The sequence below is a fragment of the Aquirufa sp. TARAVU-A1A genome, from assembly GCF_054558675.1.
Window position 1 is genome coordinate 382,134 of the sequence record NZ_JBPXKP010000002.1, and the last position, 13,050, is coordinate 395,183.

Sequence of the window (13,050 nt, forward strand, 5' to 3'; positions counted from 1 at the left end):
GGACGTGGTCTTTCAAACACCACGTCCAATTATATGCAGTGGATTAAACAAGGTCTTATTTATTGCCCCGACGGAAAGTCAACTTGGAACCAACGCGGGTATGCGCATGTCGTATGTGCAGATACATCTTACGAAGATAAAATAAGACTTTACTACTCGGCACGTGATGAAAAAGGACGTTGCCAAGCCTCATTCATTGATCTTGACCCAAATAATCTTGACAATATTCTCTATGTGCATCCTGAACCTATTTTGGATTTAGGTGTTCCAGGGACTTTCGACGATTGTGGCATTATGCCCACTTGGTTCATGCAAAACGGTGATGAAAAATGGCTATACTACATCGGCTGGACCGTACGAAACACCATCCCCTATCATAATGCCTTAGGACTTGCCAGTTCAATCGATGGCATACATTTTACCAAAAAATTCACAGGTCCAATCATCAGTACGACAGCCCAAGAACCTTATTTCAATGGCTCAGCATGCTTTTTGTTTCATGAAGGGAAATACAAGGCTTGGTATTTAAACTGTACGCATTGGCTGGAAGATCAAGGTCTCATGGAACCCTGCTACCACATTAAATACGCCGAATCCACAGACGGAATCGAGTGGAATCGAAAAGGCCAAGTGGCGATCGATTACCGCGATGCGGTAGAAGGTGGAATTTCTCGTCCATCCGTCATCATCGAAGATGGGATCTATAAAATGTGGTTCTCTGCTCGGGCAATCACCGATTACCGAACAAACCGCGAACGCTCTTACCGCATTTATTATGCGGAATCAAAAGACGGGATCCAATGGACCCGTTTCAATGAGCAAGTAGGGATCGATGTGAGTGATAATCCTGCCGACTGGGATTATACCATGATAGAATACCCGCTCGTGATTAATCACAAAGGCAAGAAAATCATGTTTTATAATGGAAATCATTTTGGTCAAACGGGTGTGGGTTATGCCATAATGGAATAAAAGCCGATGAATTTTTCACATTACGACAAACACCTTTTTCTCGGCTCGCAAACACCTAGCAAACCCAAAGTGAGTGTATGCTTTATCACGTATAAACATGAAGCATACATTTGGACAAGTTTGGATGCAATCCTGGAACAGCAGGTGAATTTCGATTATGAAATCATTATCGGCGAAGATCATTCACCAGATAACACCGCAGCGATAGTCCGCGAATATGCCACCAAGCATCCCGATAAAATAAAAGCGTATATCCGCCCCGAGAACATCGGTGCCAAACATAATTTTTTACATTGCTTTTTCGATTGTCAAGGTGAATATATCGTTCACATCGAAGGGGACGACTACTGGACTGATCCGCTCAAACTTCAACGCCAAGTTGATTTTTTAGACCAACATCCCCATGCATCTGCCTGCTTTCACAATGCTCAAATCATTTTTGAGGATGGGAGTAATCGGGAACCCGTTTTGATTAATCCCACCGACCAAAAACCTTGGATTGAATCCGCCGATTTCTTTCTAGAAAAAGAAACTTGGTTCATGGCTACGGCTGCCGTGATGATGCGACGAAAATTTGCTCATTCTTTGCCAGAATGGTTTTTACATTCAAAAAGTGGTGATATTCCACTCTATGTTATTTTGGCAGAACAAGGACCCATTGGCTATTTACCTGAAGTGATGTCCGTCTACCGAAAAAACGAGGGAGGAATCAGCATGACTGACCACGTACATTCCGAGGCATTCATTAAAAATCGAATATTTATGTATGCGCAAATCAATGCCTATACTAAATACAAATACAAAAACCTGCTCAATCCCATCCTGCAGGCCTACTACCTCATGCGCATGGAATGCCATGAAAATAAATCCTCTTGGACTAAAAAGGCATTTTATTTCAGCAAAGCAACATTGCTTAATCCTCCTAGCACATCGAAGGAATGGAAGGCTTATTTGAAAACAAATTTATTAAGTCCCAAAAACCTGTTGGCCTACCTGAATTTCCGTTCCAAATTGAATCAAATCATCAAACGATAAATTTGCATTTTTTGCCGAATTAAAAGACCTTTACAACAAAGCGTTTCGCTCAACCTATTTAATTCGCATGAAAAATTCTCTCCGTGGATCTTTGTCCATTTTCGGCTCATTATGCCTTTTGACTTACCTTGGAATTTCTTCATTCCAAAACAATGAACACCAACGCTGGGGACAAGCCCTTCTGGATTCCCTAAACGAATCGCAAAAACATGAGGCAGTAAATGCTTTGGCAGGCTTGCAGGTTGATTCCGAATTAGAAATCACAACTTTTGCGACGGAACCGATGTTGAAAAATCCGACCAACATGGACATCGATTCGCGTGGTCGGGTTTGGATTACGGAGGCATTCAACTACCGACCAGCCATCGCGGGCAATCCCACGAATCCCGCTGGAGATCGAATCATTATCCTGGAGGACACGAATGGTGACGGTAAAGCGGATCACGAAAAAACATTCTATCAATCCCCTGAATTAAATGCACCGCTTGGCATTGCCGTACTCGACAGCATGGTCATTGTGGCGCAAAGCCCCTACATTTGGCGCTTGTACGATGACAATCACGACGACAAAGCCGACCGCAAAGAAATTATGTTTCAAGGTATCGGTGGGGAACAACATGATCATGGTGCGCACGCATTTACTTTTGGTCCCGATGGAAAATTATATTTCAACTTAGGAAATGAGGGTAAGCAATTGCTCGATGCCAAAGGTAACCCGGTGCTTGACCAGGATGGTGACATCATCGGCCCCAAGAAATACAAACAAGGAATGGTCTTCCGTTGCAATGTCGACGGAACACAAGTAGAATGTTTAGGCCAAAACTTCCGCAACAACTTTGAAGTTGCAGTTGACTCATACGGGGCATTATGGCAATCAGATAATGACGATGACGGTAACAAAGGAGTCCGTATCAATTCCGTTTTCGAACACGGAAATTATGGCTACACGGATGAAATGACAGGCGAAGGCTGGTATGTTGCACGAACGAACATGGAAAAAGAGGTACCACTTCAACATTGGCACTTAAATGATCCAGGCGTTGTGCCAAATTTATTGCAAACCGGTTCAGGTTCTCCTACCGGTATTTTGGTCTATGAAGGGCAATTATTACCTGCCAAATTCCAAAATCAAATCATCCATGCCGACGCAGGCCCGAATGTGGTACGTGCATATCCTACAAAAGCACAAGGTGCCGGATATACAGCTAGTATCATTAATCTCGTGGAAGGAATTAAAGACCAATGGTTTCGTCCAGCGGATGTAACGGTGGCACCAGATGGTTCACTTTTTATCGCCGACTGGTATGATCCCGGTGTGGGTGGACACCAAGCCGGTGACCAAAACAAAGGTCGCATCTACCGGATATCACCCAAAAACACGCCGTATTTAGTCAAAAAATTACACCTTGATTCTCCGATGGGAGCTATTACGGCATTATTCAACCCAAATCTTGCCACGCGCTATTTAGGCTATAAAGCATTACAACGTTTTGGAGAAAAAGCATCGCAAGACATCGCTGCAGTCTATCAAAACGAAAGCAATCCACGTTTAAAAGCCCGCCTATTTTGGTTGTTGGCCCAAAGCTCCAATGGATTAAGCTACATTGATAAGGCACTCACGAATCCATCTGCCGAGTGGCGCATGATGGCCATCCGTGCCATGAAAATGCGCCCATTTGAAACTTGGAAATCGTTGGCTCAGCGTATTATACAGGATCCCGACTATCAAGTGAAACGCGAACTAGCCATCGCCTTGCACCATGTAAAAAACCCAGAAGCAGATGCGATGTGGGCGGCCTTAGCGAGCCAACATACCGGTGCGGACCGTTGGTATTTAGAGGCATTGGGCATTGGTGCAGACCGAGCGTGGGACTCACGATTATCCGCATATCTAGCTTTAAAACTAACAGATTCTCCTGCCTTCCGAGATATCATATTCCGTTCGAGAACGGCTTTAGCTAATTCCTATTTATTCCAATACTTGAAAGAAGCGAAGCCATTGAACGACAAATTGCGCTATTTCCGCGCATTGGATTTTATTCCCGGAGAAGAGAAATCGGCCTTATTGGTGCAATTAATAAACACAGAACTGAAAAAAGATGCAGCGGCCACTTTGGTAGCCATCCGTCACCTTTCGCCAGATTACATTCAAAAAGATGCTTTGGCACGCAAAACAGTCATAAGTCTTCTTCCCAAAAATGACATAGACGAATACACCAAATTAATCGAAAAATACAGTTTAGGCGAATTAAAGCCCGAATTGATAAAAATCATATTGAGTAATAAAGGTGGCCGACAAGCAGCCAAATCGCTTTATGCGTTAGGAGGAAATGATTTGATAAAATCAACGTTTAACCAAGGAAATAATGCAGTAAAACGTTCGATCATCGACGCGATTCGTTGGCAAGGCAACAAAGAAAGTGTCGCATTACTCAATCAAATCTTACTAAATACAAAGCTCGATTTAATTGTTCGTAAAGATGCGGCCAAAGGTATCGGTAACTCCTACCCTGCTGGTGAAGATTTTGTCTTGCAAGCCTTGAAGCAAAAGCAAATTCCCGCAAACCTGATTCCATCTGTGGTTGAATCGGTCAGTAAAGCCTGGCGCAAAGGGGTTCGTGTGGAAGCAAATACCTACCTAAGTGGCGCACAGAGTAATTCCAAAACGAAACATCCAGCATTGAATGAATTAATCAACCTGAAAGGTGTAGCAAAAAATGGAATTAAAGTATTTGTGGAGCAATGTGCCATGTGCCATCAAATCAACAATGAGGGCATTGATTTTGGGCCAAAATTATCAGAAATAGGCTCAAAATTATCGAAAGAAGGGATGTATTTATCCATTCTTCACCCGAATGCCGGTATTGGATTTGGCTATGAAACCTTTGAGATTACGACCAAAAAAGGAGATGTTTATCAAGGAATCGTTACCTCGAAAAATGAAACCGATATCATCTTAAAATTACCAGGTGGTGGCATTCAAAACTTCAAAACATCCGCATTAAAATCCGTAAAACAATTAGATAACTCAATGATGCCGGATGGACTCGCAGATGGTATGTCGACGAGCGAATTAACGGATTTAGTGGAATATTTAAGCACTTTAAAGAAGAAATAAACATGAATCGTCGATCATTTAGCCAATTAATGACTGCCGGAGTTTTAGGCACTCAAACACTTAAAGCAGGCACAACGAATGCTAATACATTTAGCTTAAACTATGCGCCGCATTTCGGGATGTTTGAACAACATGCTGGAAAAGATTACATCGACCAATTGAAATTCATGCATGAGATGGGATTTCGTGCGCTGGAAGACAATGAAATGATGGAAAAGCCTGTGGAAGTCCAAGAGAAAATTGGGGCAACCTTAGGCCGACTTGGCATGGACATGGGTGTTTTTGTGATCAAATTTCCGGGTTTTTTCGATAAGTCACACATGACTACCGGGGATAAAACTTGGACAGATATGTTCTTGAAATCTTGTAGAGAGGCTGTTGAAACCTCCAAGCGAGTAAATGCTAAATGGGCGACGGTAGTTCCAGGAAATTTCACGCGAAACTTACCCATGGGCATTCAGACAGGAAACGTCATCGAAGTATTAAAACGAGGCGCTGAGATCCTCGAGCCCCATAAGCTCACGATGGTTTTAGAACCGCTAAGCGACAACCCAGATCTTTTTTTACGCCATTCCGATCAAAGCTATATGATTTGCAAGGCGGTGGATAGCCCTTCTTGCAAAATCCTTTTCGACATGTATCACATGCAACGAAACGAAGGAAATATGATCAAGAACATGGATTTGTGCTGGTCGGAAATAGCTTATTTGCAAATAGGCGACAATCCAGGTCGCAAAGAACCTGGAACGGGTGAAGTTAATTATGCCAATATCTTCGAGCATCTGCGAAAGAAAAACTACCAAGGTGTTTTGGGCATGGAACATGGTAACTTCCGTCCGGGAAAAGAGGGTGAATTGAAACTAATCGAAGCTTACCGGAAAGCTGACCATTTGTAAATTTGGAAATCCAAGATATTAATTAGATATTCGCCTAATTATTTAATCAATTATGGAAGCAGCCTTCAAAGCCATTAACGATGTAACCCGAAGAGAGATTTTACAATTTCTCATTCAGGGGCCACAAAATGCAGGACAAATTGCCAAGCAATTTGACATGACTAAGCCCAGCATTTCGCATCATTTGGATTTATTAAAACAAGCCCAATTAATCGATGCCGTTAAAAAAGGCCAGTTTATCCATTATAGTTTAAATAAAAAGGGCTTCGAGTCGATCCATCAATGGTTTCAAGGTTTTGCCCAGCACTTTGAATTCCCTAAACCTAAAATCCGACTGTAATTGTTGGTTTGCCATTTTTAAGATAAATTCGTAAAAAATATTCGCATGAGCTCCAATCTGCCTTCTTCGTTTTCATTTCTTTCTAGCCAAACGCCACGTGATTTTGTAGGTCTTGGTGTCATCCAATTACCGAAACGTAATTTCTTTCAGTCGATTGGAGATTTTTTTGCAGCGAAGTCGGGGAAACAACGCATCTCCTTTCTTTTGCTAGGAGCGCATGAAATCAAAGTCGTACATTATCAAGGAGCTGACCTCATAGGCACCAGCGATATCCCGAAGAATCTGATCGAATCCATCGAGATTCATGCATCCAAAACTTCTGATGGTTTAGTGGTCATTTCCAACATCGAAGTGATCGAATGTATCTCGGTAAATGACAAAGGTGTGAAGAAGTTAAAAACGCACACATTCAATTTAATGCCTGCATTACTGGGCGAGAATACAAGTCCCGTGAATAAGGTTTCTGATATTGTTTGGGCACAAGAAAGCCGCAATACCATTTTAGAGACCCTAAAGGCGTGGAATACAAGTATTCAAGAAAACAAGTAATTAGGCCTCTGACGCTTTCTCAACATCCAGTTCCAACAAATCCTTCGATTTAAAGGCTACAATGGTGACTAAAAACAAGGTCACACCGGCACCAATAAGCGCAGAGGGTATTGTACCTAAGAATTTAGCTGCAACTCCAGATTCAAAGGCTCCCATTTCATTCGAGGTACTCACAAAAACACCATTAACCGAGGAAACACGCCCCCGCATCTCATCAGGCGTGAAAATACGCAAGACCGTTTGACGAATCACCACACTGACCGAATCGAAAGCACCCGTAAAAAACAAGGCTGTCACCGACAACCAAAAATTCGATGATAGCCCAAATACCAAAGTCGCTATACCAAAACCCGCGATAGCGAGAAGCAAATTCCGCCACGCATTTTTCAAAGGCGGAAAGTAAATTAAAGTAAGCATGGTAACGACTGCTCCTACTGAGGGAGCTGCACGTAGAATCCCAAGACCTTCGGCGCCAACTTTCAGAATATCTTCGGCGAAGATGGGTAAGATTGCAATAACCCCACCAAACAAGACCGAAAACAAATCAAGCGAAATTGCATACAAGATGATTTTCGTCTTAAATACATATTCAATTCCCTCGCGCAAACTATGCCAAATGGACTCATGAACTACTTTTTTCGGAGGCACTGGCCTATTTTTGATCAGAAACATGCATGACATAACAGCTAGCAACAATCCAATGACAATCCACAGTGAACCTGCTAATCCAGCATATGCATAAAGAAAACCAGCCATTCCAGGCCCTAAAATAGAACCCAATTGCCAGAAGGATGAATTCCAAGTAGCCGCATTGGCAAAGACTTCTTTAGGGACTAAAAAAGGATTCAAAGATGAGGCTGCTGGACTAAAAAAGCCTTTGGCAAGACCGATTAAAAAAATCACAAAATAGATTAAATAAATATGAAAATCAGTCTGTCCCTCACTCAAATGTGTCGCAGCATATAACAACAAAAAAGAACCTAAAATAATGATGGAAAGCGACCCCTGCATGATTTTCTTTTTGTCCCGATTATCTGCAAAATGCCCACCAAACAATACCAAAGAGATATAGGGCACCGCCTCAGCTAATCCAATTAAGCCTAATGCCAACGGGTTGTGGGTTAAATGATATAACTCATAGGCCAAAATTACCTCCTGAATCAGTAATGCCATCGTAAACAGCGTATTCCCCGTCACATAAGCACGAAATTCTGGATAGCGAAGCGCCTGAAACGCATCTTTTGTCTTTATAAATTGCATAGTAGGTAAATCAGTGGACTCGCAAATGCCCATTCGGCCCAAAGGCGCATGGATATCCAAGGCCTAAAATAATAAATCCCCGCATGAATCCCCCATATAAAACCCATAATTACCAAGATACTGATAGGCAAGCCGAGCAGACTCGCACAGAAAAGCCAACAAGGTAGTACGCATAATAAGCCAAGGACCCTTTGCCGCATCCCAGCCATTTCAATGGAAGTAAAAAGCCACAAATTTAAGAGCGCGACCAAAAACAAGGTTAATTCAATGGTGCCCAAAGGAATTGAAAAACCGTCCGATGAAATAGTCGGGATTAAAATCCCAAGACTGTAAATCAACGCAGTCCCTACCTCTTTTAAACCCAAAATGGAATCAAAAATGTTCTTCACCCAAGCAATCCAATACAACAAAACGGCAAGCAATAGACATAGACCTAGACCAATCAGTAAACGCTCCATCGTGAGCAATACAAATCCACTAAATAGCAAAACGAGGCCCATCCCCAGGAACAAAAGATTACGGAATTTCGCATGAAAAGCATGCAACTCATCCTTGGGTGCATTTGTAAGATTGTCGATTTGTCGATCCATCCCATAAACGAGAAAAACAGCAGCGGCTAATAAAGCGGAAAATTCCCAAGGAGACCAACGCCCTAGGACAACATGAAAAACCATGAGATGCATCGAAACAACTCCCAAAACTACATCCAAACTTAAAAAATGGAGTATTTTAAAAAAGCGCATTTTTCCGTATTGAAACTATGACTTCATCTCCAACCAGAATCTTCCCCATCGTAATCGGGACCATTTGTTGGCCGAAATACACCTTATTATCCTTTTGTCTAAATGTTGCCAAGGCCTTCAACATTCCTCCTTTATCAACCTGACCTGTAGCGGGTTCGACGTTAATTAGTTGGCATCGCGCACAAGGTTTTGCCCCAAACAAACGAACCGCATTTATCGAAATTTCTTCCCATGTATCCTCTTCAAAGGAATCCGATCCTTTGACGATAAGATTTGCACGAAAACGCAAAGGGTCATAATCTTGCCCATAAATCGTTTCAACCTGCTTGTAGGATGCTTCGGAGGCCAACAATATAGGCAAGGAATCCGCAAATGAACTTTGATTGGACCCAATGGTTTGATATTTTTCTTTGATGATTCGAGGGGATTCGGGCTTTTGCATCACCAAGCGAACTGGCTCTTCCAACAAATCAGAAAACCATTCCGACCAGCCCTCACCTACTTCAACTACTTGTAATGAATCATCCCAAAGTTCTGCAGCCATCGACTCTTTTAGGTCTGGCTTCGAAGACAGAACCTTTGACTGACCCGAAATATGATCTTGAACGAGATACCCACCCTCAACTAAACTCAAATTGAATCGAGTTAAATCCGGACGCGTTCGTTGGGTAATGAATTTCCCATTGGGGTCCACCAACATAAATCGGCGATCACCTACGAAGCCCGCGGCATCTACTAGCACTTGGCGAACAGCAATCGCGGCCAAGGATTTAATCGGGAATAGGTATAATTGTTTGACAAGAATGGAGCTCATACCGCAAATTAGGCAATTCAGCGCAAAATTCCCTACATGGTCTTATCGGTTCAGCCTTTCATTATGTGGGACAAAATCCTTATGTTTGTTGCTTATTATCAAAACCTATTCAATATGAAATCATTTGGCCTAATTAGTTTATTCATATTAATTAGTCTTTCGAGCAAAGCACAAGAAATGTTACGCTTGGAAGATGCCATCCAACAAGGTTTACAGAATCAATATTCCATTCAAATTCTAAAGAAAAAAGAGATTCTGGCGGCCAATGACAATAGTTTAGGGAACGCTGGTTTTTTACCTACAATCACAGGTACAGCCACAAAAAACTATACGATTTCGGGTTTAGACCAAGAATTTTTTGGTGGATTACGTGCGCCATTGGTGCAATCAGGAGTCAATTCAAACAGCGGAAATGCGGGTATCGCCATGGCGTGGACGTTGTACGATGGAAAAGGGATGTTTGTACTTCGTGACCGTTTCAAAGAATTGCAGAATTTAGGCACCAAACAGACAGAAACTTCCATCGAGAACCTTATCGCACAAATTAGCACCTTATATTACGATATCATTCGTCAGGACTTACGCGTAAACAACTTTCGCAAAGGCCTCGAAATCTCAAACGACCGATTAAAACTTGCCAAAGATCGTTATGAAGTCGGTCAGGGTTCCAAAGTTGATTACTACTCGGCTCAGGTTGATTACAATGAAGACAAAGCTTTATTATTAGCTCAAGAGCAATCCTATTTAAATACTAAAATCAGCCTCAATACCTTGTTGGTTCGCCCCCATTTAACAACATTCCAAACGCTTGCAGTCATTGATCTACTACCGAAATTAAATTTAAACGAATTAAAGGAGATGGCCTTGAAACAAAATCCTACCTTGATGGCGGCACTTGTTTCAAAAAAAATCAGTGATCTAGATACGCGTAATTTGAAGAGCCAACAAACCCCACAAGTAGACCTATTAGCGGGTTATGCTGTGAGCAATGTTTATAATGGGGCGGGATTTGGAGTACAAAAAGGATCGAGTGATGTATTCAATTATGGTCTACGCGCAACCATCAATATTTTTGACGGATATAACCAAAAACGCAGAATCCAAAATGCTAAAATCGCATCAGAAATTGCCCAATTACAAATAGAGGATACGAAAAATCAATTGATCGCAGCCATCGAAAGATCCTTTACTGCCTATGAAAATGCCTTGAATTTAATTGCTTTAGAGACGGAAAACTATACAATCGCGAAGCAAAACATTGACATTGCATTCGATCGCTTTAAAATTGGGATTGCAACTTCCTATGAATTGCGTGAAGTACAACGCAATGCAGTAGCGGCTGAAACACGCTTAATTGAAGCAAAATATGCGGCAAAATCAGCGGAGATCGAATTAATTCGTTTGAGCGGCAATCTATTATAAACCTTGCTCTTCGTTTAATTGTTGTTGGTATAAATCGAAATACAAGCCCTTCTTGCGCATTAGTTGCGCATGCTTTCCTTGTTCAACAATCACCCCATCCTGTAAGACAAAAACGCGATTCGCCAATTTGGCAGACGACACCCGGTGTGAGATAATCAAACTCGTTTTATCTTGCATAATCGACTTCAAATGCGTCAAAATCTTATGTTCGGTATGCGTATCCACGGCGGATAAACAATCGTCTAATACGAGCATCAATGGATTTTTTGCCAAGGCACGCGCTAAGGAAACCCGTTGTTTTTGGCCACCCGATAAGGTTACACCACGTTCGCCTAATATCGTTTCAAATTGATCCGGAAAATCCATGATGTTATCATAGACATCCGCAAATCGTGCAGCTTGCTTCATCGCTTCTTCACTTAAATCATCCTGACCAAAACGAATATTTTCTGCAATTGTCGTTGAGAATAAAAACACATCCTGTGGTACAAATCCCAAATGTGCGCGAACATGTTGGACATCCCAATCGCGCAATGGAATGTCGTCCAACAAAATATCGCCAGCCACCGGATCATAAAAGCGAGCCATTAACAAAGCAATCGTACTTTTACCAGAACCTGTAGTACCTAACAATGCTACCGACTCCCCCGCATTAATTTCAAGGTTAATATCCTTCAGCACTTCGCGATCCGTTCCGGGATAGGTAAAATGCAAATTCTTGAAAGTCCATTTTCCTAAAATGGGCTGCTTGATTTGTTTACCTGGAATTAATTCCGATTTTATTTCCAAAAACTCATTAATCCGTTTTTGTGAGGCCGCGGCACGCTGAATTTGAGAACTCGTCCAACCTAATGCAGTTACGGGCCAGGTCAACATAAACACATACATGATGAACTCGGTGATATTTCCCAAAGTCATCCGACCCGCCATCACCTCATTTGAACCCACATAAACAACTAAAAGCGTGCTAAAACCGACCAATAATGAGATCAAAGGTGTAAACAAGGAATCAATCTTAACTAAGTCCAAGGACTTCCGACGGTAATTCGCAGAGGCCTCCGTAAATGCGGCTAATGATTGTTTCTCACGAACAAACGATTTCAAGACACGAATCCCTGAAAAGGCTTCTTGCACGAAAGTAGAAATGGTCGACAATCCCGCCTGAATCTCCTCCGACTTTTTGATAATCAAGGAGTTAACATAGTAAATACTGAAAGACAAGATCGGCAATGGCAAAAGCACATACCACATCAGGGTTGTACTCACATGGTACATGTAATAAATCACGAGGGCAAAAACCGTAATCAAGTTCAAGCCATACATGATGCTAGGCCCTACATACATACGCACCTTACTGACATCTTCTGAGATACGTGCCATCAAATCACCTGTATTTTGCTTGCGGTAAAAGGAAAGCGGTAGCGTTTGGTAATGCGCATAAATCTCTTGTTTCATCTCGTATTCGATGTGGCGCGACATGACAATTAAAGTTTGACGGACCAAAAACAAGAAAACTCCTTTGATAAATGCCATTAAGACAATCAAGGCACCATAGTAAAACAAGGTACTCGCGAATACCTCGTAAAAAACGGATTGCATCGAAAATCCCTTGAAGAGGAAATAGACATCAATGGTCTCTGTCACCAAATCCAAGGCAAAACGAACCAACTGCGCGGGTACAACACCAAAAAAATTGGAACAAAAAGTAAACAGCATACCTAAGAGTAACAGCCATTTATATTTCCAGAAGTATTGATTCAGATGACTAAGTGCGCCCATGTATGGAATAAGTTGGCGTAAAGATAGGACCTTTCTAAATTAAAATTTGTAATTTTGTGTTTTACAAATCAAGAACGCTCTTTATTTTCGGATGGTTAACAGAAGACTACTACGGGTCAAAG

Annotated in this window: 11 protein-coding genes; 7 read left to right on the forward strand and 4 right to left on the reverse strand. The window is 41.9% G+C overall.

The features are described 5' to 3' along the window. The first annotated feature begins 33 nt into the window (after nucleotides 1-33). From V7S75_RS04315 to V7S75_RS04340, 6 genes are all read left to right on the forward strand, one after another. Entirely contained in the window at nucleotides 34-972 is a 939-nt protein-coding gene (locus V7S75_RS04315) for a glycoside hydrolase family protein (protein WP_459511675.1), read from the forward strand. 6 nt (nucleotides 973-978) lie between these two features. After that, entirely contained in the window at nucleotides 979-2,007 is a 1,029-nt protein-coding gene (locus V7S75_RS04320) for a glycosyltransferase family 2 protein (protein ID WP_459511677.1), read from the forward strand. A gap of 67 nt (nucleotides 2,008-2,074) precedes the next feature. Beyond that, nucleotides 2,075-5,125, forward strand: a complete 3,051-nt coding sequence (locus V7S75_RS04325) for a PVC-type heme-binding CxxCH protein (protein WP_459511679.1) — start codon at nucleotides 2,075-2,077, stop codon at nucleotides 5,123-5,125. A 2-nt stretch (nucleotides 5,126-5,127) separates the two neighbouring features. Continuing rightward, complete coding sequence (locus V7S75_RS04330) at nucleotides 5,128-6,021, forward strand: hydroxypyruvate isomerase family protein (protein ID WP_459511681.1); 894 nt, start codon at nucleotides 5,128-5,130, stop codon at nucleotides 6,019-6,021. 52 nt (nucleotides 6,022-6,073) lie between these two features. Continuing rightward, nucleotides 6,074-6,361 carry an autorepressor SdpR family transcription factor gene (locus tag V7S75_RS04335; protein WP_377975076.1) on the forward strand — a complete coding sequence of 96 codons (288 nt, stop codon included), beginning with the start codon at nucleotides 6,074-6,076 and terminating at the stop codon, nucleotides 6,359-6,361. Between the two features lie 45 nt (nucleotides 6,362-6,406). Beyond that, nucleotides 6,407-6,910 carry a hypothetical protein gene (locus V7S75_RS04340; protein WP_459511683.1) on the forward strand — a complete coding sequence of 168 codons (504 nt, stop codon included), beginning with the start codon at nucleotides 6,407-6,409 and terminating at the stop codon, nucleotides 6,908-6,910. Here the strand turns inward: V7S75_RS04340 and V7S75_RS04345 are convergent, their stop codons facing one another. From V7S75_RS04345 to V7S75_RS04355, 3 genes are read right to left on the reverse strand one after another with little or no spacing between them, the layout of a single operon-like run. Then, nucleotides 6,911-8,170 (reverse strand): MFS transporter, encoded by a 1,260-nt coding sequence (locus V7S75_RS04345; protein WP_459511685.1) that lies wholly within the window; start codon nucleotides 8,168-8,170, stop codon nucleotides 6,911-6,913. It lies immediately after the preceding gene. After that, nucleotides 8,158-8,913, reverse strand: a complete 756-nt coding sequence (locus V7S75_RS04350) for a hypothetical protein (protein ID WP_459511687.1) — start codon at nucleotides 8,911-8,913, stop codon at nucleotides 8,158-8,160. The genes V7S75_RS04345 and V7S75_RS04350 overlap by 13 nt, the downstream gene beginning before the upstream one ends. After that, on the reverse strand, nucleotides 8,900-9,727 hold the full coding sequence (locus V7S75_RS04355; RefSeq protein ID WP_459511689.1) for an MOSC domain-containing protein: 828 nt from the start codon (nucleotides 9,725-9,727) through the stop codon (nucleotides 8,900-8,902). The genes V7S75_RS04350 and V7S75_RS04355 overlap by 14 nt, the downstream gene beginning before the upstream one ends. A 36-nt stretch (nucleotides 9,728-9,763) precedes the next feature. Here V7S75_RS04355 and V7S75_RS04360 point away from each other — a divergent pair, with 36 nt between their 5' ends. Continuing rightward, complete coding sequence (locus V7S75_RS04360) at nucleotides 9,764-11,149, forward strand: TolC family protein (protein WP_459511690.1); 1,386 nt, start codon at nucleotides 9,764-9,766, stop codon at nucleotides 11,147-11,149. Here V7S75_RS04360 and V7S75_RS04365 read toward each other — a convergent pair. Beyond that, entirely contained in the window at nucleotides 11,144-12,928 is a 1,785-nt protein-coding gene (locus V7S75_RS04365; protein ID WP_459511692.1) for an ABC transporter ATP-binding protein, read from the reverse strand. The genes V7S75_RS04360 and V7S75_RS04365 overlap by 6 nt on opposite strands. Nucleotides 12,929-13,050 lie beyond the last annotated feature (122 nt).